Source organism: Pedobacter aquatilis (assembly GCF_030409415.1).
GTDB lineage: Bacteria > Bacteroidota > Bacteroidia > Sphingobacteriales > Sphingobacteriaceae > Pedobacter > Pedobacter aquatilis.
In genome coordinates, this window is the sequence record NZ_JAUFPW010000034.1 from 135,888 (window position 1) to 156,628 (window position 20,741).

Annotated in this window: 19 protein-coding genes and 1 tRNA gene; 6 read left to right on the forward strand and 14 right to left on the reverse strand. The window is 34.5% G+C overall.

Annotation, left to right across the window (positions count from 1 at the left end):
* Positions 1 to 136: 136 nt before the first annotated feature.
* Positions 137 to 1,978 carry a glycoside hydrolase family 2 protein gene (locus tag QWY86_RS16565; protein ID WP_290243625.1) on the forward strand — a complete coding sequence of 614 codons (1,842 nt, stop codon included), beginning with the start codon at positions 137 to 139 and terminating at the stop codon, positions 1,976 to 1,978.
* 48 nt (positions 1,979 to 2,026) lie between these two features.
* Here the strand turns inward: QWY86_RS16565 and QWY86_RS16570 are convergent, their stop codons facing one another.
* On the reverse strand, positions 2,027 to 2,389 hold the full coding sequence (locus tag QWY86_RS16570; protein ID WP_290243627.1) for a response regulator transcription factor: 363 nt from the start codon (positions 2,387 to 2,389) through the stop codon (positions 2,027 to 2,029).
* An 88-nt stretch (positions 2,390 to 2,477) separates the two neighbouring features.
* Positions 2,478 to 2,729 carry a hypothetical protein gene (locus tag QWY86_RS16575; protein WP_290243630.1) on the reverse strand — a complete coding sequence of 84 codons (252 nt, stop codon included), beginning with the start codon at positions 2,727 to 2,729 and terminating at the stop codon, positions 2,478 to 2,480.
* A 135-nt stretch (positions 2,730 to 2,864) separates the two neighbouring features.
* Between QWY86_RS16575 and ligD the strand changes: the two genes are divergently transcribed.
* On the forward strand, positions 2,865 to 5,558 hold the full coding sequence (ligD, locus tag QWY86_RS16580; protein WP_290243632.1) for a DNA ligase D: 2,694 nt from the start codon (positions 2,865 to 2,867) through the stop codon (positions 5,556 to 5,558).
* A gap of 1 nt (position 5,559) precedes the next feature.
* Here ligD and QWY86_RS16585 read toward each other — a convergent pair whose 3' ends face one another.
* From QWY86_RS16585 to QWY86_RS16600, 4 genes are all read right to left on the reverse strand, one after another.
* Positions 5,560 to 5,997: a MauE/DoxX family redox-associated membrane protein gene (locus tag QWY86_RS16585; protein ID WP_290243633.1), complete on the reverse strand. Its 438-nt coding sequence runs from the start codon at positions 5,995 to 5,997 to the stop codon at positions 5,560 to 5,562.
* Between the two features lie 226 nt (positions 5,998 to 6,223).
* Positions 6,224 to 6,961, reverse strand: a complete 738-nt coding sequence (locus QWY86_RS16590) for an MIP/aquaporin family protein (protein WP_290243635.1) — start codon at positions 6,959 to 6,961, stop codon at positions 6,224 to 6,226.
* Between the two features lie 33 nt (positions 6,962 to 6,994).
* Positions 6,995 to 8,485, reverse strand: a complete 1,491-nt coding sequence (gene glpK, locus QWY86_RS16595) for a glycerol kinase GlpK (RefSeq protein WP_290243638.1) — start codon at positions 8,483 to 8,485, stop codon at positions 6,995 to 6,997.
* A gap of 21 nt (positions 8,486 to 8,506) precedes the next feature.
* On the reverse strand, positions 8,507 to 10,096 hold the full coding sequence (locus QWY86_RS16600; RefSeq protein ID WP_290243640.1) for a glycerol-3-phosphate dehydrogenase/oxidase: 1,590 nt from the start codon (positions 10,094 to 10,096) through the stop codon (positions 8,507 to 8,509).
* A 154-nt stretch (positions 10,097 to 10,250) separates the two neighbouring features.
* Between QWY86_RS16600 and QWY86_RS16605 the strand changes: the two genes are divergently transcribed.
* Together QWY86_RS16605 and QWY86_RS16610 are read left to right on the forward strand one after the other, a co-directional pair.
* Positions 10,251 to 11,015 (forward strand): DeoR/GlpR family DNA-binding transcription regulator, encoded by a 765-nt coding sequence (locus QWY86_RS16605; protein ID WP_290243642.1) that lies wholly within the window; start codon positions 10,251 to 10,253, stop codon positions 11,013 to 11,015.
* Between the two features lie 40 nt (positions 11,016 to 11,055).
* Complete coding sequence (locus tag QWY86_RS16610) at positions 11,056 to 11,448, forward strand: response regulator transcription factor (RefSeq protein ID WP_290243644.1); 393 nt, start codon at positions 11,056 to 11,058, stop codon at positions 11,446 to 11,448.
* A gap of 50 nt (positions 11,449 to 11,498) precedes the next feature.
* On the opposite strand, the gene QWY86_RS16615 is transcribed toward QWY86_RS16610, so the two are convergent.
* From QWY86_RS16615 to QWY86_RS16650, 8 genes are all read right to left on the reverse strand, one after another.
* Complete coding sequence (locus tag QWY86_RS16615) at positions 11,499 to 11,834, reverse strand: hypothetical protein (RefSeq protein ID WP_290243646.1); 336 nt, start codon at positions 11,832 to 11,834, stop codon at positions 11,499 to 11,501.
* 85 nt (positions 11,835 to 11,919) lie between these two features.
* A complete protein-coding gene (locus QWY86_RS16620) occupies positions 11,920 to 13,116 on the reverse strand; it encodes an acetate/propionate family kinase (RefSeq protein WP_290243648.1) in 1,197 nt (398 codons plus the stop codon).
* A 91-nt stretch (positions 13,117 to 13,207) separates the two neighbouring features.
* Positions 13,208 to 15,298 (reverse strand): phosphate acetyltransferase, encoded by a 2,091-nt coding sequence (gene pta / locus QWY86_RS16625; protein ID WP_290243650.1) that lies wholly within the window; start codon positions 15,296 to 15,298, stop codon positions 13,208 to 13,210.
* A gap of 206 nt (positions 15,299 to 15,504) precedes the next feature.
* A tRNA-Ser gene (locus tag QWY86_RS16630) sits at positions 15,505 to 15,589 on the reverse strand.
* Between the two features lie 96 nt (positions 15,590 to 15,685).
* Complete coding sequence (locus QWY86_RS16635) at positions 15,686 to 16,675, reverse strand: YihY/virulence factor BrkB family protein (RefSeq protein WP_290243653.1); 990 nt, start codon at positions 16,673 to 16,675, stop codon at positions 15,686 to 15,688.
* A 7-nt stretch (positions 16,676 to 16,682) separates the two neighbouring features.
* A complete protein-coding gene (locus tag QWY86_RS16640) occupies positions 16,683 to 17,093 on the reverse strand; it encodes an acyl-CoA thioesterase (protein ID WP_290243654.1) in 411 nt (136 codons plus the stop codon).
* Positions 17,093 to 18,148, reverse strand: a complete 1,056-nt coding sequence (gene mltG / locus QWY86_RS16645) for an endolytic transglycosylase MltG (RefSeq protein WP_290243655.1) — start codon at positions 18,146 to 18,148, stop codon at positions 17,093 to 17,095. Before mltG ends, QWY86_RS16640 begins: the two co-directional genes overlap by 1 nt.
* 19 nt (positions 18,149 to 18,167) lie before the next feature.
* Complete coding sequence (locus QWY86_RS16650) at positions 18,168 to 18,938, reverse strand: PASTA domain-containing protein (RefSeq protein WP_290243657.1); 771 nt, start codon at positions 18,936 to 18,938, stop codon at positions 18,168 to 18,170.
* Positions 18,939 to 19,137: 199 nt separating this feature from the next.
* Between QWY86_RS16650 and QWY86_RS16655 the strand changes: the two genes are divergently transcribed.
* Together QWY86_RS16655 and QWY86_RS16660 are read left to right on the forward strand one after the other, a co-directional pair.
* Positions 19,138 to 20,127, forward strand: coding sequence for a D-alanine--D-alanine ligase (locus QWY86_RS16655; RefSeq protein WP_290243659.1), 990 nt, complete (start codon positions 19,138 to 19,140; stop codon positions 20,125 to 20,127).
* An 8-nt stretch (positions 20,128 to 20,135) separates the two neighbouring features.
* Positions 20,136 to 20,717 (forward strand): Crp/Fnr family transcriptional regulator, encoded by a 582-nt coding sequence (locus QWY86_RS16660; RefSeq protein WP_290243661.1) that lies wholly within the window; start codon positions 20,136 to 20,138, stop codon positions 20,715 to 20,717.
* The last annotated feature ends 24 nt before the right edge of the window (positions 20,718 to 20,741 follow it).

Here is a 20,741-nt window from a genome sequence, read left to right on the forward strand (position 1 = left end):
TGATTAAGTTTAAAGTAGCCCTTTTTGCATTTGCAATAAAGGGCTTTCTTTTTGAATGGGGTTTGGTAAATAATTTGTTGTAAAATGATGCAGGTAAAAGGTTTTACTATATTTACTTTTTAACCGCATATATATAATGAAATTCAATAAATTCCTTATTCCCTTAAGCTTGTTTTTAAGCATTGGAGTTCATGCTCAAACCAATTGGGCCTTTAAAAAAGATAAAATTGTAACTGATTTTGCTTCGAAAGTAAATCCCGATGCTGTATTGCCAGAATATCCGAGACCACAATTATCAAGAGATAACAATTGGAAAAATTTGAATGGTTTATGGGAATATGCAATTGTTCCAAAATCTGCTACAGAACCTGCAAAATATGATGGAAAAATTCTTGTTCCTTTTGCGGTAGAATCTGCGCTTTCTGGTGTAGGTAAAACTGTTGGGAAAGACAGTGTTTTATGGTATAGAAATAACATTACAATTTCTTCTTCATTAAAAAGTAAAGATGTTTTGTTACACTTTGGTGCGGTAGATTGGCAAACTGAAGTGTATGTAAATGGAAAGCTTGCTGGCAAACACGAAGGCGGTTTTGACCCATTCAGTTTCAACATAACTGCCTTATTAAAAAGTGGTAATAATCAGGAAATTAAAGTAAAAGTTTGGGACCCAACAGATGATGGACCTCAACCGAGAGGAAAGCAAGTTAAAAAACCTGAAGGTATTTGGTACACACCAGTAACTGGAATCTGGCAAACCGTTTGGATTGAAGGTGTTTCTAAAACTCACATCATTAACACAAAGCAAACACCAGATATTGATGCAAGAACGATTTCCGTTATAACAAATCTGGCATCTGCGCAAGCTGCGGATTTGGTTAAAATTGAGGTTTTAGAAGGCGGGAAGGTTTTATCTCAAAACCAAGTTAAGCCTGGCGCTACAGCATTAATTTCAGTTAATAAACCAAAACTTTGGTCGCCTGATAGTCCGTTTCTTTACGATTTAAAAATTAGTGTTGTAAGACAAGGTAAAGTTATTGATGAGGTTAAAAGTTACTTCGCAATGCGAAAAATTTCTACAGGAACTGATGCAAATGGCATAAAAAGAATGTTTCTGAATAATAAGTTTCTATTTCAATATGGTCCTTTAGATCAAGGTTTTTGGCCTGATGGACTATATACTCCACCAACAGAAGCTGCAATGAAGTTTGATATTGATGAGCTTAAAAATATGGGATTCAATATGATAAGAAAGCACATTAAAGTAGAATCTGCAAGATATTATAACTATTGCGATAAGATTGGAATGTTGCTTTGGCAAGATATGCCTAGCGGTGATTTGGGCAACGGTTGGGAACCAAATCCTGGTATTGTTGGCAGAGGAACTGAACAAAAAAGAACTCAAGAATCAGAAAGTTACTATCGCAAAGAATGGACAGCAATAATGGATGCTTTACACAACTATCCTTGCATTGTTGTTTGGACACCTTTTAACGAGGCATGGGGACAATTCAAAACTGTAGAAATTACCGAATGGACGATGAAAAAAGATCCATCGCGTTTGGTAAATAGTGCAAGTGGTGGAAACTTTTTCAATACCGGGCATTTTACAGATTTACATCATTATCCGCAACCAGCAATGCCTAGGTCAGATTTATTTGGTAAAAATACCATTTTGGTTTTAGGTGAATTTGGAGGTTTAGGCTTACCAGTAACTGGTCATACCTGGCAAAATAAAAATAATTGGGGCTATCAAAGTTTTAAAACTGCAGATGAAATGCTGGCCAAATACAAAACTTTTACAGATAGAATGATTGAGTTAATTCCTTTGGGTTTATCTGCAGCGGTTTACACGCAAACTACGGATGTAGAGGGGGAAATAAATGGTTACATGACTTACGATAGAAAGGTGATCAAAATGCCATCCTCAGAATTACTTAAACTGCATACAAAATTATATGATGCATCTTTGGTAAAATAATATACTATAAAACCAATAAAAAGGGAGATTAGCAATAATCTCCCTTTCTTAGTTAGGTGCATATTTTACAACTCGTGAAGCAAAATCATTCAAATCAAATGGTTTGTTTATTAAATCTTCTGCTGTACATTTAGATTTTACCTGAGCTAAATGGTTGTTTGCCGACATCATCATAATTGGTATGTTATGTGTTTTAACATTGCCTTTCAGTGCTGTGCAGATATCAATTCCATTTCCGTCAGGAAGCATAATATCCAGAATTATCATGTCTGGTTTATGGTTTTGCATTTGCTGCCAAAAGGCTTTAGTGTCTTTGCAGCCCTTAACTTCGTAAAGCTCTTCAGTAAGTAGAAATTCTATAATTTCTCTAATATTTGGATTATCCTCAACAACATAGATGCACTTTTTCATAAGCTTGAGTTCTATGCTTGTAATAACTAAAAATGAAATCTGTTGTTTAGCTTAGTTATTCACAATCATGTACTTATCCACCTCTGCATTAGTTTTTATCGTACCAATTTGGCACAGCGATATAATCATCATCCCAAATAATTTCATCATCATCACTTTTAAACCCGGCAGAAATATATTTAATATTTGGTTCTTCCTGAGCTAGTTCAGTTTTAAATTGATAAGCATCAATAGCCAAATGATGATAAAGTTTAGTTTGTTCTGCTTTATTTTCGGTTAGTAAAATCAGGGCCTTTTCTCCTGTTTTTAGTGTTATAACCACGGTGCCTTTCACGCTCATAATCTGATACTTTATTCTGTAAAAGAAATGTTAACTAATGTTTCATTAAAAAGGCTAGCCTTCGCTGAAGCTTTCTAAGTTCACAGAAGTAAAACCTTTCTATTGCTCTTTGGTTTTTATGTTAAAACAATTAGTATGACTTTAGCTAAATATAAATCGAAACGAGATTTTTCTAAAACTTCAGAACCTAAATCTGGCAAGAGTTTAAGTAAAACAAAGTTGATGTTTGTGATTCAAAAACATGATGCATCTCGTTTACACTATGATTTTAGGCTAGAAATGAATGGTGTTTTAAAAAGTTGGGCTGTTCCAAAAGGGCCATCTACAGACCCCAAAAATAAACGTTTGGCGATGATGGTTGAAGACCATCCTTTTGATTACAGGAATTTTGAAGGTATAATCCCGAAAGGAGAATATGGCGGTGGAACTGTTATTGTTTGGGATGAAGGAACTTACGAGCCAATTGAGGCTATAAAAGGCAAGAAAGCTCAGGAAAAACATTTATTAAAACAGCTCAACGAGGGATCGCTAAAAGTTAAACTCCACGGAAAAAAGTTAAAAGGAGAATTTGCACTGGTAAAAACAAATGGAATGGGCGAGAATGGGTGGCTATTGATAAAACATAAAGACGATTTTGCTTCAATAAAAGATATTACAAAGGATGGTAAATCCGTGCTTTCTGGTAAGGATATCGAAACGGTGGAAAAAACATCGGAAATGATTTGGAAAGATGGTCACGAAGAAAAAATTAAATCATCAAAAAAAACACAACAAGATAAGCTAGAGAAAAAAATAAAATCAGAAGATACTGAAAAAGGCTTCGACGTAAAAAAGTTACTCGCCAAGGCACCAAAAAGTGCTATGCCAAAAAGTATAAAACCGATGTTGGCAACCTTAATTGATGACCCATTCGATAATGTTGAATGGCAATATGAGGTAAAATGGGATGGTTATCGGGCTCTGGCATTTGTAAATAAGGGTAAGGTAGAGCTGCTATCCAGAAATAATAAATCTTTTAACGATAAATTTTACCCGATTTATAACTTACTCGAAAAACAGAAAATAAATGCTGTTTTTGATGGAGAGATTTTGGTACTGAATGAAAAAGGAGTTTCAAATTTTGGTGCCCTGCAAAATTGGCGAAGCGAGGCAGATGGGGAACTTATCTTTTATGTTTTCGATTTGCTTTGGTATAATAATAAAAACCTGATGGATTTAACATTATCAGAACGGCAAGCAATTCTTGCCGATGTATTACCAACCGATGACGATAGAATAAGATTGAGTAAGGTTTTTAAAGCCAGTGGTATAGATTTTTTTGATGCGGCTACAAGAATGGGCTTAGAAGGGATTATTGCAAAAAAATCAAATAGTACTTACACTTCCGATAAAAGATCAAAGCAATGGTTAAAGATAAAAGCTAATAAAAGGCAGGAAGTTATAATTGCCGGATACACCAAAAATGATGATACGTCAAAGTCATTCAGTTCGCTATTATTAGGTGTTTATGAAGGAAAAAAACTTCATTATGTTGGTAAGGTAGGAACAGGCTTTTCTGATAAATTACAGAAAGAAATGATTAAATCTTTCAATCCATTAGTTACTGATAAGATTCCTTTTGATGAAATTCCAGATGTGAATAAACCATCTAGATTCAGACCAAATCCGCCAAAGGCGAAAGTGACCTGGTTAAAACCTGAATTAGTTTGCGAAGTTTCTTTTACTGAAGTTACCGATGACGGCGTTTTCCGTCACCCTTCCTTTCAAGGGATGCGGGAAGATAAAAAAGCAAAAGATGTAAGTCGGGAAAAAGAAATATCAAGAGAAAAAGTTGTTACGGACGATAAAGAGGATAGTCATTCTAAGGCTTTAAAACCACCAAAAACTCAAGAGCCAAAAACTTTATTAAACCCTAAAGATGAAACGCAGGTTCGAAAAATTAAAGGGCATGAGCTGAAATTTACACATTTAAGCAAACTTTATTGGCCAAAAGAAAAAATCAGTAAAAGAGATATGTTTAATTACTATTATCAGGTTGCTGATTATATTTTAAGGTATTTAAAAGATAGGCCTCAGTCGTTAAATCGTTTTCCAGGTGGAATAAATGGGAAAAGTTTTTATCAAAAGGATGTAAAAGGCAAAGCGCCAGATTGGGCAGAAACTTTCCCTTACGAAAATGGGGATGGAGAGCATAAAGAATATTTGGTAGGAAACGGTGTAGATAGTTTACTATGGATGGCCTCTTTAGGCTGCATAGAAATGAACCCATGGTTTAGTAGAATACAAAAACCAGATAATCCTGATTATTGTGTAATTGATTTAGATCCTGATAAGCATACTTTCGATAAAGTTATAGAAGCTGCCAACGAAACAAAAAAGGTTTTAGACGCACTTGATGTTCCATGTTTTCCTAAAACTTCTGGTTCAACTGGCATTCATATTTATGTTCCGCTTGGTGCAAAATACAGTTATGATCAAAGTCAGATGTTTGCGAAAATTATTGTGAGTTTGGTTAATAAACAGATTCCTGATTTTACAACTTTAGAAAGGATGGTCTCGGCCAGAAAAGGGAAAATGTATTTGGATTTTCTTCAAAACAGGCCTGGAGCCACCATCGCCGGACCATATTCTTTAAGACCAAAGCCTGGAGCAACTGTTTCAATGCCTTTAGATTGGACCGAAGTAAAACCTGGTTTAAAAATGACAGATTTCAATATTCATAATACACTTGAAAGATTGAAATCTGAAGGTGATTTGTTTAAAGGCGTTTTAGGTAAAGGTATTGATTTGAAAAAAGCAATTGAAAAGGCAAAAAGTACTTTTGGGTAATTTATTTATTAGTCAAATTATCAATGCTCCATTTATAATTTGTTAAGCAAGACAGTAATAAAGCGCCTGCGCTTGCAGAAAAAACAGAGTAATTAAATGGTGCTTTTAGCCCTAATGATAATGCCATGCAGATACCAAAACTTAGCAATAGAGCAAAACTGCCGAATGCCGCCAATTTTGTTTTGTATCCGATAATTAATAAAACACCAAATATAACTTCTCCAATTGTTGCAGTCCATCCAAAAATATCAGACAATGTTCTATCAAGTATGGGTAATAAGAGATGAGTATAATCCAAAAAGGCTCTCCAGTTTCCCCATGCAATATTTCCATCAGCAGGATCGAGCCATCCAATCCTATCTAAAACAGCATAAATGAAGCTTAAGCCGCCTAAAGCAAGTCTTAAAAAGATTTGGGCGTATGAATAATTATTTCTCATAGATGAGTTTAGAATCTTTTCAAAGATAAAATTGATTTGGGCAAAAAAACTTAATCTAGTTTAATAAACAAAAAAGGATAGGCACTCGGCCTATCCTATATCTAAACCCAAACATGCGCTCAAACATGAATGAATTAGTCAAAGGTATTAAATATTTGATTTTAATGCGATATTTATAAAGGGAAAAAGACTGTTAATTCTTTGTTACAGTTACTGCTAAATCGTATTAATACTTAAAATTTAAAGCAAAGTAAAGCAAAGCTGCCAATGCTGCCCCACAAATCGGACCAACAATCGGTACCCATGCATAAGCCCAATCACTACTTCCTTTTCCCTTCATTGGAATGATGCTGTGTATAATTCTTGGACCTAAATCACGGGCTGGGTTTATAGCATATCCTGTTGTTCCGCCTAAGGCCAAACCAATTACCCAAACTAAAAAAGCAACCGGAATTGCGCCAATAGAGCCTAAACCAATTGGGGTTTTTTCTGTTCCCATTTCTGCATTCGTGAAGTAGAAAATAACGAATATTAGAACAAAAGTTCCAATAATTTCAGATAAAAGATTGGATTTTAAGTTTCTAATGGCTGGAGAAGTAGCAAAAGGGGCAGCTTTTAAGCCTTTATCAACTGTAGCATCAAAATGATCTTTATAAATTAGCCATACCAAAATAGATCCAAGCATTGCACCACATAACTGAGCTAAAATGTAGTATGGAACCTTAATCCAAGCAAATTTCTGTGTTATGGCTAAAGCAATTGTTACCGCCGGATTTAAATGCGCACCGCTATAGGGTGCAGCTATTACAACGCCAACAAATACTGCAAGCGCCCATGCAGTTGTAATTACCATCCAACCACTATTGTTGCCTTTTGTATCTTTTAAAACAACATTAGCAACAACTCCATTACCGAGAAGAATAATTAGCGCTGTGCCAATAAATTCTGCAACAAACTCTGTCATTTTTATATTTGGTTAAATCAATTAATGAACTTTTTAATTTTCTGCGCAAACTCTGGCAGCTTTAATCGCCCGGTTCCATCCCTTAATTCTTTCTGTATTATCAATTCCTTCGGTTGCGGAGAATGTTTGGTTTATTTTCCATTGCGAGCGTATATGCTCTATACTATCCCAAAAGCCTGTTGCTAAACCAGCTAAATATGCAGCACCGATTGCAGTAACTTCAGTTACATCCGGCCTAACTACTTCGCTATTTAATAAGTCAGCTTGAAACTGCATTAATAAATCATTCGCTGTTGCACCACCATCAACCCTTAATTCGGCTATACTAACTCCGGCATCGGCTTCCATCGCTTTTAAAACATCCATCGTTTGGTATGCAATACTTTCCAGTGCTGCTCTGGCAATGTGCGATTTATTAGTACCACGAGTTAAACCCGTAATTGTACCACGGGCATGTTGATCCCAATGTGGTGCGCCTAAACCTGCAAAAGCCGGAACAATATAAACGCCTTGCGTATCACTAACTTTTTTGGCGAGTGTTTCCACATCGGCAGATTTTGAAATTAATCCCATTTCATCTCTAAGCCATTGTACAACTGCGCCACCAATAAAAATACTACCTTCTAAAGCATAATGAACTTCATTGTTGATTTTCCAGGCGATTGTGGTAAGCAGGTTATTTGCTGAAATTTTCGCTTCAGTTCCAATATTCATCAACATAAAACAACCTGTGCCATAAGTGTTTTTCACCATGCCAACTTCGGTGCACATTTGACCAAATAATGCCGATTGCTGATCGCCCGCAATGCCTGCAATTGGAAGTTTTGCAGCGAGTATCTTTCCCGCGGTCTCACCATAGACTTCACTTGATGATTTTACTTCGGGAAGCATCTCCATCGGAATGCCAAATAATTCAAGCAATTCATTATCCCATTCAAGCGTATGGATATTGTACAGCATAGTACGCGATGCATTTGTAACATCGGTAACATGGGTTACTCCAGCTGTCAATTTCCAAATTAGCCAAGTATCAATTGTTCCAAAAGCAAGTTTTCCTGCCTTGGCTTTTTCCATTGCGCCGTCAACATTTTCTAAAATCCATTTCGCTTTTGTTGCTGAGAAATAAGAATCAATAATTAACCCAGTTTTCTCCTGAATTTTTTCCGATAAACCTTGCGCTTTTATTTCATCGCAATAAGCAGATGTTCGTCTATCTTGCCAAACTATAGCATTATAAATCGGCGCACCAGTTTCTTTGTCCCAAACAACTGTAGTTTCACGTTGATTTGTAATTCCGATTGAATTTATTTCCTTAACAGATAATCCTGCTTTTACAATAACCTCTGCAACAACAGAAAGCTGTGTAGACCATATTTCCATCGGATCATGCTCAACCCAACCTGCTTGCGGATATATCTGTGTAAATTCTTTTTGTGCAATGGCAACAATGCCGCCATCATGGTTAAAAATAATTGCCCTCGAACTGGTGGTTCCTTGGTCGATAGACAAGATAAACTTGCTCATAATTCAATATTAGGTTAAGTACTATTCGGTTAGAATCGCTTGCGTTTCTTTATTATTATTGTAAATGTAGTTTAGCGCCAAATTATTAAAAATTTCAATTTGGTGTTGTTCCCAATCTTTGTTGGTGTGTAACGCTTTCGCTAAAATTGAAGCGACTACAGGAGCCATTTCCATCGCAGCCCTAGCATCAATAAATAAAACCCTTAAACGTCGGCTTAAAATATCTTCAATCGTTTCGGCCATTTCATTTTGAATCGCCCAAACAACTTCTGCTTTGTTATAAGGAAAATCAGCATGTAATTTTTCACACAAATCTGGTTCATTAATCATTAATTCTTGAATATTTGATTTATAAGAGCCATAAATATCCAAGTAGCTTCCGTCTTTAAAATCAGTACATCCATTAATTTTTAAGCTTCTTGTAATACAATTTTTAGCAGCCAAACCACCATGAGATATAGCTAAATCAACCGTTTCTTCTGCCATGCGGCGATAAGTTGTCCATTTACCTCCCGTAATTGTAATTAAGCCTTTTGCAGATATTAGTAATTTGTGGTCGCGGCTAATTTCTTTTGTATTGTTAGCATCATTGTTAGATGGAGCAGCAAGAGGCCTTAATCCTGAGAAAACACTTAAAATATCACTTTCAATTGGTTTTCTGTTGAAGTAAGAAGATGCAGTTGCTAATATAAAATCTACTTCTTCTTTCAAAGCTTTAGGTTCCAAACTATGCTCATTTATTGGTGTATCTGTTGTTCCAACCAATAAGTGCTTATGCCAAGGCACTGCAAAAAGCACTCTGCCATCCGATGTTTTTGGAATCATTAAGGCAGATTTAGTATTTAAAAAACTTCTATCTAATACAATATGAACACCCTGGCTTGGACGAACCATGTTCTTAGAGTTTGGATTGTTCATTTTTAAGATGTCATCAACAAAAACCCCTGTAGCGTTAATAATTATTTTTCCTTTAAAAGCATTCTTTTTTCCTGTTAAAACATCTTCAGTTTCAATGCCTATCACTGCTTCATTTTGTTTTTGTAACGCAGTTACTTTGGTGTAATTTAATAATGTAGCCCCATAATTTATAGCAGTTTGTGCAATATTTATAGCTAATCTTGCATCATCAAATTTTCCATCGAAATAACTTATGGCGCCTTTTAAACCTTTTGATTTAATCTCAGGCATTAATTTTAAAGTTTCGTTTTTAGATAATAACTTAGATTTTCCAAAGCTATATTTGCCTGATAACCAGTCGTAAATAGTTAATCCACTTAAGTATTTAATTATTGAAAACCAACTATAACAAGGAATGATAAATTCTTCTTTATTAACTAGGTGCGCTGCATTTTGTTGAAGTAAGCCTCTTTCTTCAAGTGCATGTTTAACCAAGCTAATATCTCCTTGTGCCAAATAACGTACACCTCCATGAACTAGTTTGGTACTCCTGCTTGATGTTCCCTTTGCAAAATCCGATTGCTCAACCAAAAGTGTCTTTAATCCACGGGTTGTTGCATCCAAAGCTGTTCCTAAGCCAGTTGCTCCTCCACCGATAATTATAATATCCCATGGCGTGTTATCTTCAATTATTGGATTATATATTCTATTCATTTAAAAACAAAAGGTAATAAAACGAAACAATACGCAATTATAAGTAATAGTAATCGAAATAATATAATATTCAGGTTAAAAAATTATTATTTTATTTATATAAATGATTTTACAAATTGCTAATTTGTGGCGTTTAAAAACATATCTTAACATTATGATAAATTTAGCTGAAAGGCACCAGTTAATTTTAAGCCGTTTACAAAGAGATCAATATATTAATGTTGTTGACTTATGTAAGGAACTGAAAGTATCTTCTGTTACGATAAGAAAGGATTTAAAACTCCTCGAAGATAAAAATCTTTTGTTTAGGACCCATGGCGGTGCCACCATGAATAATCCTTATACAGTAGATAGACCTGTTAATGAGAAAGAAAAACTTCAATCCTCAGAAAAAAATAAAATTGGTGCAGCTGCTGCTCAATTGTTAAATGAAAATGAATCAATTGTAATTGCATCAGGCACAACTGTATTATATTTTGCCAAGAATATTCCGGCTGGGGCTAACCTAACAGTTGTAACATCTGCATTAAATGTTGCCCTAGAACTAATGAGGGAAAATAGTATAGAAGTGATACAATTGGGTGGCTTACTTAGAAAAAGCTCATCATCGGTTATGGGAAGTTATGCTGAACAGGTTTTGGGCGATTTTTATTTTAATAAGTTGTTTTTGGGGGTAGATGGTATAGATTTAGATTTCGGATTAACGACTACAAATGCAATGGAGGCACATTTAAACAGGAAAATGATTAATGTTTCTCAGAGGACAATTGTGCTTGCCGATTCGACAAAATTTGGAAAAAGAGGATTCGGAAAAATTTGTGGATTAGAAGAAATTGATCATATTATAACAGATAAGGGAATTTCTGAACAAATTGTAAAACATTTAGAAAGTTTAGGTGTTACTGTTACTATCGTATAGTAAAAATTGCGATATTTAAACCAAAACAATAATTTGAACCATGTCAAAAAAACGCATACACATTTTAGAAGATGATCAAGAAATCAGAAATGTTATCGAAATTCTTTTAAAAGAGGAGGGATTTGAACTTCAACTTTCATCAACATTTTCAGAACTAAAAAAGAACATTCAGGATGCAATGCCAGATTTGTTTTTACTTGATGTAATGTTACCTGATGGAAACGGAGCTGAAATCTGCGAAGATTTAAAAACAGATATTTTTACTAAACACATCCCAATTATAGTAATGTCTGCACAGAATAACAGCGAACAAAAAGCTATAGATGCATTTGCCGATGATTATATTAGCAAACCGTTTGATATTTATGATGTTTTAGAACGCATAAACATTCAGATTAATAAGGCGAGAGAAGGTAAAGAAGCCAAAGCTTAGTGCTTCTGCATAAATAAAAAAAGGGATTTGCTTCTGGCAAATCCCTTTTTTTATTTAAGGTCCTTAACTATATCACCCTCTAAATTACTGATAAGGACGACAATATCATCAATTTGGTTGGCTGATTTCAATTCGGTTGGCTTTTCTACGCTAAATAAAAACTTTAACCCTCTAAAATCAATCAATCGTTGAGTAGAAGTATAATAGTATAAGCCACCTGCTTCAATATATCTAACGTACCAGTATAAAGTTTCGGGCTCGTTAGTATTTGCGTTTAATATTTTTGTAGTGTAAACATTAAGTTTAATAGCATCTGCAGTTGGAATGGATTTTTTACAAGCATTGAATGTTAATAGAAGTACTATAGCGATAATTATTTTTCTCATAAATTTTAAAAATGGTTTCAAAAATAATAAAAACTATCATTGAAACTACTCTTAATGAATTAGGTGCAGGATTGACCTGAATTTATTAGTTTAAAAGATTAAAGCATTGATTTGCAATTTCAAATTCCTCATTTGTTGGTATAACTAAAACCTCAACCTTTGCATTATCATTATTAATATTTAACAGTTCGCCCTTAAAATTTTTATTTTTAGCTACATCAATAGTTATCCCTAAATAATCTAGGTTTTTACATACTGAAAATCTCATTTCGGCATCATTTTCTCCAACACCAGCAGTAAATACCAGGGCATCAACTCCGTTTAAAATAGCCACATAAGCTCCAATAAATTTTTTGATTCTATATGCGTAAATTTCAAGTGCAAGTTTAGCAGTTTCATTGCCTTCTTTAACCAGTTTATTTATGTCTCGCATATCGCTGGAGCCACCAACGCCTAGTAAACCGGATTGTTTATTTAATAAGGTACTCAGTTGTTCAAGCGTATATCCAGAATGTTCCATTAAATGAAAAATAACAGATGGATCTATATCTCCTGATCTGGTTCCCATCATTAAGCCACTCAACGGACCAAAGCCCATGCTTGTATCTACAGATTTTCCGTTTTTTATTGCAGTTATGCTACACCCATTCCCTAGGTGAACGCTGATGATTTTCGAATCTACCTTATCAAGATATTTAGCAGCTTGTTCACTAACATATTTGTGGCTTGTACCATGAAAACCATAAACTCTAATGCCATGTTCTTTGTAATACCATTCAGGAATTGCATAGCGATATGCGTTTTGAGAGATGGTTTGATGAAATGCGGTATCAAAAACGGCAATTTGCTTTGCCGATTGAAAAGTTTGTTCTGCAACTTCAATACACTTATAATTTACGGGGTTATGCAAAGGAGCCAGAGAAAATAATTTCTTAATCTGATGCTTTACTTCGTCATCTATGATTGTTGCGCCGGTAAAATGTTCTCCACCATGCACTACACGATGACCAACGGCTGCAATATCATCTGGACTTGTAATTACTGCATTTTCTCCTTCTGATAACAAGCTCAAAACCTGCTTTAAACCTTCTCCATGGTTTGATATAAAACCATCTTTTTCTATTATAATTTTTTCTCCGCTAGGAAAAACAGAATGTTTTATAAAAGAACCTTCGATACCGATACGCTCTACCAAACCACTGCAAACGGGTTTCGGGCTAGGCATTTTAAATAATTGATATTTGATGGAACTGCTTCCAGAATTGATAACTAAAATATTCATTTGTAGATATTTCTTGCTTTTTAAAGATCAAATGGAATAAGCCACATATCTTCATTTGCATTTTTTATTATGGTAAATTGCTATTTTATAATTACATTATATCCTGACATTGAATTGCAGTGATAACCACTGTATTAAAAATATCGTCTACAGTACAGCCTCTGCTTAAATCATTTATAGGCTTATTTAATCCTTGCAGCATTGGACCAATTGCTAATGCACCCGTTTCTCTTTGCACCGCCTTATAGGTATTATTTCCAGTATTCAAATCAGGAAAAATTAACACGCTTGCTCTTCCGGCAACTTCAGAACCTGGTAATTTTTGTTTTCCAACCAATGGGTCAACTGCTGCGTCATATTGTATAGGGCCTTCAATTTTCAATTTTGGATGTTTGGCTCTAACAATTGCAGTTGCTTCTCGTACACGTTCAACATCTTCGCCTTCACCAGAGCTTCCTGAAGAATAGGAGAGCATTGCAATTCTTGGCTCGATACCAAATTTAGCGCTGCTTTCTGCTGATGAAATAGCAATTTCTGCCAATTGTTGCGCTGTTGGGTTAGGGTTGACTGCACAATCGCCAAAAATGGCTACACGCTCTGGTAAACACATAAAAAATATTGATGAAACGACAGAAACACCTGGCTTAGTTTTAACAAACTGTAAAGCTGGCCTGATGGTGTGTTGAGTAGTGTGAACTGCTCCAGAAACCATTCCATCTGCATCGCCTTTGTAAACCATCATTGTGCCGAAATAAGATACATCAGTCATCATATCTCTAGCCATTTCCATATTCACATTTTTGTTCTTACGTAGTTCATACAAAGTTTCCACATAATCATCATATTGAGTTGATTGAGTAGGGTTGTGTATGTTTATGGTGTTTACATCTAAATTAAGTCCTAATCTTTTAATTGATGTACCAATCTCTACTGGGTCTCCCAATAATGTGATATTTACTATATCCTGAGCAATTAATTTTTCTACGGCTTTTAGTATTCTTTCGTCATTTCCTTCGGGCAGTACAATGTGCTTTTTATCTCTTTTAGCCCATTTAACCAAATTATATTGAAACATGTGTGGTGTAATACCTTGGTAACTAAAAGTGATAATTTTATCATCAAGCGCTTTAATATCTACATATTTCTCAAATAGTTCTATAGCAACAGCAATTTTCTTTTTATTATCTATCGTTATTTTTGAATGAATAGAACCAATCGCAGTCGTTGTTTCGAAGGTGCCTTTCTGTACAGAAATAATCGGAATTATGGTTTGCAAACCTTCAATAAGTTTTATCATTGGTTCATCTGGCAAACTTCCGGCAGTTAATACAATTCCAGCAATTTTTGGGTAATTGGCTGATAAATTTGCTTGTAAGGAACCGATAATAATATCACCTCTATCGCCTGGAGTTACAATGAGCAAATTATCCTTAATATGCCTTAGAAAATTTGGCAACATCATAGCTCCGGTAACAAAATTATCAACCTGGTTTTCCATTAAATCAGCTCCAAATAACACTTCTGCACCTAAAGTTTCTGTAATTTCCTTCATTGTTGGGCTTTGCAAGCTACTTTCTATTGGTATTACAGCAATTAATAATTCTGGGGGCAATTGATTGGTTAATGCTTGTTTTATACGATCAGCTTCATCCGCATTGACCATATTTGCAACAACACCTAAAACCTGAACATCTCTCAATAGGAAATTTCTATATATGTTTATTGCCGATTTAAAAAGCTGACTTGCAGTTTTATTCTTACCTGATACAACAATTAAAACCGGTGCGCCAAGGTTTTTGGCTACCAAAGCGTTCGATTCAAATTCAAAAGCCATTCCTTCTCCAAGAAAATCACTTCCTTCAATTACGGTAAAATCATAATTATCTTCTAATTTTTTATACTTAGTGATAATTGTATTAATGATATCACCACTGTTTTGATGCTCATGCAACATATCTTGCCTATTAAAAGCAAACGCATCTTCATACTTAACAGGTAGTGAAAAATAATCGAGCATGGCTTCTACATGCTTGTCTTTTTGACTGGCATCATCTTGTGCAATAATCGGCTTGAAATACCCAACCTTTTGTGTTTTAGCAAGCAACATATTAATCATTCCAAAGGCAATAACAGATTTTCCGGTATACGGTTCTGCAGAAGCAATGAAGATATTCTTAGTCATAACGAAAAGTAATTTTTATAGATAAACCAATTATCGGCAAGATAGTTGGAAAAATTCATAAAGCGCTTTGTTAATTGAAATTCTATTTAGAATAGTTCTAAATAATTTATGTATTTGCGAAATTATTTAAAACTTAAGAATCTAAAAGGAAAGCTCAAAAAAAAATCCTGAAATCTTTCGATTCAGGATTTTCCTAGCTTTTAAAGCGGAAAGCGAGGGATTCGAACCCCCGGACCTATGACAGTCAACAGTTTTCAAGACTGCCGCATTCGACCACTCTGCCAGCTTTCCGGAGGCAAAAGTACAAACTCTGGTTAAATCTGCAAACTATGATGAACTTTTTTTTATATAAAATTGATAATTGCTTAACACAGAGGAAGAAAAAAATTATTTCTTGGAAATGTTTTCCTCAATTGGAGCAGTTTTTTTGAATAAGTTAAAGTTAGGGCGGATAATTTTTACACTTCTTTTGCTAACATCAACACTAGCATTTAACTCAAAACCGATTAATAAAATTAGCGAATTAAGGTAAAGCCAAATCATTACAACAATTAAAGTCCCGATGGAGCCGTAAACTTTGTTGTAAGAACCAAAGTTATTGATATAGAATGAAAATCCCCAGATTGTTAAAAAAGCTAAAATTGTAGCCAGCCAAGAACCCGCACTAAACAACTTCCATTTTTTTGCATGCGATGGTCCATACCGATAAAGTATAGAAATTGTGATGAAATAAAGCGCAGCCAGTAAAGTCCATCGAGTTAACTGTATCGCATAAACAGCCAAACTATCTTTGATGTGAAGTTCTGTTTTAATGTAATTTAAAAGTACTTCTCCAATTGCCATTGCACTAATGCAAATGATAATTGAGAAAAAAATTATCATGGTTAAAATTAAAGCTACCATTCTTTGTCTTAACCAACCTCTGGTTTCGATTACCAATGATGCTTTGTTAAATGCTTTCATCAGGTTTTGAACACCGTTCGTTGCAAAAAATATAGCCGATAAAAAACCGAACGATAATAAACCCCTGTTTTGGTTTTTAATAATGTCTTTTAAAGTAGTTTCGAATGCCTCGAATGCATTGTGTGGTAAAATCAGTTCGATTAGGCTCAAAAGTTTATCCTGAAAGCCAGAAATAGGTATGAATGGAATTAATGTAAATAGAAAGATGATGCTCGGAAATATGGCAAGCATGAAACTGTAAGCCAAAGACGATGATTTGTTTACAAGCGATTCTTTTTTTATCTCTCTAAAAAAGAAAGTTGCAACTGTAAAAAGGGGTAGAGGGCTAAAACCAGGCAACACGCAAACTTTAGTCCACGCTATAAATTTAGTGTAGAACCTGAAGTTTAATAATTGCCTGTGTAACCATTCCATTAATTATTTATACAAAGTGAGGCGTAACCCCAGCCATAAAATTTTTAGGCGGATGGCACGGTCTTCTGGTTGTTTTATCTACAAAAACCAGAACCGTTTTGCCAATGTTAATTAATTCTTCTTCTTCGTTGTAAATTTCATATTCAACATTAAGCCTTACTGTTGGAAGTTCTTTTACAATAGATTTAACTGTTAAAACCTGGTTGTAAAGTGCAGGTTTTAAAAACTTCGATTGTAATTCTAATAGGGGTAGCATAACACCTTCAGCTTCCATTGATTCGTAAGTTATACCAGAACAAGCTTCAAAACATTCAGTTCTGGCTATTTCATAGTATAGAGCATAGTTTCCATGATGAACAACACCCATTTGGTCGGTTTCCGCATAGCGAACTTTAACCTTTGTTTCGTGTACAAACATTATTTAAAAATGTTTCTTTTGTTTAAAGCATCACGATATTTCTTCGCGTTAATTTCGTGTTCTGCCTTAGTTTCTGCAAAATTATGGTAACCAGAAAAATCTTCTTTGGCACACATATAAATATAATTGTTCTTATTGTAGTTTAAAACAGCATCAATTGCATTAATGCTAGGCATCATAATTGGTCCTGGAGGTAAACCTGCGTATTTGTAGGTATTGTAAGGAGACTGAACCTGCAATAATTTATTGGTTACTCTTTTAACCGTAAAATCATCATTTGCAAAAATTACGGTTGGGTCGGCCTGTAACAATATCCCTTTATTTAAACGGTTTAAGTACAAGCCTGCAATAATTGGCATTTCTTTATCATATAATGCTTCAGCATCTACAATTGATGCTAATGTATAAACCTGTGCATTATTTAGGTTTAAACTGGCAGCCTTTTGCTTACGTTCTGCAGTCCAGAATTTATCGTATTCTTTGTGCATACGCTCAAAAAAATCAATTGGCGAAACATTCCAATACATTTCATAAGTATTCGGAATGAACATGGTATAAACGTTATCCTGATTTAAACCATATTTACTAATGATAGCTGTAGAATCTAATAAGCTAATAAAACTCAAAGAATCAGCTTCCAAGTTACTAGCTAAATAAGCTACAAAGTTTTCCTTTTTACGGATGTTCTGGAATTTAAGCTTAACCGGTTCCTGGTTTCCGGCTTTAATCATGTTAATTAAAGTTCGGTTTGTCATTCCCTTTTTTAAACGATAACGACCAGGTTTAACATTGGTTGGGAGATTCATTTTACCAGCGGCACTTGCAAATGATGAAGTGCTATTCAAAATATCCTTCGCTTTTAAGTTATTAACTAAATCATCGTAGCTAGAATTCGTTTTGATGTAAAGAAACTTCTGATTTTCGGTTACGTTTGGTGCAAAATAAAGTTTGTAAATATTTAACGCGAAGTATCCGCCAATTAAAACGGCCAATACAACAATCGTTAAAGCAATTTTTTTTCCAGTAGTCATGCTCTTTTTTTCAATCTCGCTCATTTGTGTAATGCGTAAAAGATTATTGTTGTTTGTTAGATATGGTGATGTTAATTTTTGTACCGATGGCAACTTTTGTAAGTGAATCAACCGGTGTCGGGTCTTGTTTAGTGATTACCGCGTTTGCACTATCCGTAATCTCACCTTCGTAGATAATATTACCCAAAGTTAAAGCAGAACCCTTTAAACTGAATTTCGCCTCATCAATTGTTAAACCAATTAATTGTGGAATATCAACTTCTTCATTCCCTCTTCCATCACCTAAAACTAAATTAATTCTAGAACCTACCGGGATGGTTTGTCCTGCCTGTATAGCTTGCCCGCCAAATGTTGCTTCTAAAACAACATCACGGCTAACATCTGCTTTGTAAGTAGTATCGCCAAGCTTCAAACGAGAACTTTCGATAATTGCCTGTGCTTCTCTAAGCGTTTTAAAAGCAATATCAGGAAATTTGGTGTTTGGTGTATTAGCTGTATTTATCGTTAAATAAATGGTTCTGTTATCTTTAACAAATGTATTTGCATCTGGGTCTTGATCTATAACTAAACCCGCTGGCTGGTCCATAATATAAACAGAATCTACTTCATATTTTAGGCCTGCTTCTTCTAATTTAACAACAGCATCAGCAAAAGATAACCCTTTAACAAGCGGAACGTTTAATCCTTGTCCGTGTTTGGTATAAAATCTTAAACTAAAAAATGCAACTAATAATAAAACGAAAACTGTAATTACAGCTGCAATTAGTGTTTTTCTGAACGATTTTGTTTTTAAGTACTCTATAAATTTAGACATCAATTATCAAATTCTTTGGTTTAGCCTGAAACTCAAATGTAGGCAAATTTTAATTATAGCCTTGATGAGTAATAAGCATTTAAGCAATAAGCTTACCAACTCTATTAATTCTATAAATCAAAATTAAATTTTGCACAAAGATATTTATATTTTTGAGGATATATTTACATCAATTTCTAATTATTAAAGGATTTTCCAGATGAAAAAAACTATTGCTTTATTAACAGGCGGCACTACAGGCGAATGGGTTGTTTCAGTTAAAAGTGCGGCAACAATTGCGCAAAATATTGATGCTGATTTGTATGATGTATATAAAATTATGCTTAATGACAAAGGATGGTTTTATGAGCCTGCAGATTCTGTTAAAATAGAAGTTGATAAAAATGATTTCTCACTAAACATAGAAGGTAGAAAAATAAAATTTGATGGTGTCTTCATCGCCATTCATGGTTCTCCTGGAGAAGATGGAAAGTTGCAAGGTTATTTTGATATGCTAAACATTCCCTATACCACTTGTGATGCCTTAACATCATCCATAACAATGAATAAAGGTTATACAAAAGCAATTGTTAATGGTATTGATGATTTAAATGTTGCAAAATCGGTGCAAATATTTAAAAATGGAAGTTATAATCTCAATCAGATAAAGCAAGATTTAAAATTTCCATATTTTGTAAAGCCAAATAGTGGTGGCAGTAGTATTGGCATGAGTAAAGTAAAACATGCTGATGATTTAGAAAATGCAGTTGCTAAAGCTTTTAAGGAAGATACACAAGTGCTTATTGAAGAATTTGTGAGCGGCAGGGAATTTTCTATCGGAGTTTTTGGTGCTGAAGGAAACATTATTGTGCTGCCTACAACAGAAGTTATTCCGGCTAATGAGTTTTTTGATTTCGAAGCGAAATATACGCCTGGCGCAACCGAAGAAATAACACCGGGTAACATGAGTGAAGAGGAGGTTGATCGTGTAAATCGTGTTGTAACCGATGTGTATAAAAAATTAAATTGCAGGGGTGTTGTGCGCATCGATTACTTTTTAGAGCATGAAACCGGCAAATTTTATTTTATAGAAATTAATACCATTCCGGGACAAACCGCAACAAGTTTTATTCCGCAACAAGTTGCAGCCATGGGCATTAGCTTAAAAGAATTTTATACCCGATTAATGAAGGAAACGCTTAAAGGTTAACCAGAAGTATGGATATCCAAAAACTTATTGATATGGGATGTCCGGTGCGGAAATATCCAAAAGATTCGGTTATATATGAACCTGGAATGCAACCCAAACATGTCTATTTTGTTAAGATGGGTGAGGTAAGAATGGTTACTGTAAATAATGATGGGAAGGAATTTATACAGGGAATATTTAAATCTGGGCAGTATTTTGGAGAACCAGCTTTGCTTGTGGATAAACCATACCTGGCATTTACTATTGTTAATAAACCTTCGGAGATTGTAAGCGTTAGCAGGGAAAACTACATTAACTTAATAAAAACAGATGCTGAATATAGCATGAGTTTAATCAAGACTTTAAGTAATCGTTTGTTCTATAAATCGATGATGCTGGAGGAACTGGCAAATGAAAAAGCAGAACATCGTTTGCTAATTATAATCAATTATCTTTTTAATGATCATAAAAAGGGAGAGAGCTTGAATCTAACTCGTCAGGATTTAGCAGATTTGACAGGCTTAAGAGTTGAAACGGTGATTAGAGAGGTTAAAAATCTGGCAGATAAAAATTTGATAAGCTTAAATCAGGGTAAAATATATAAATTGTAGTGTCCATAAAATATGATGTAAATC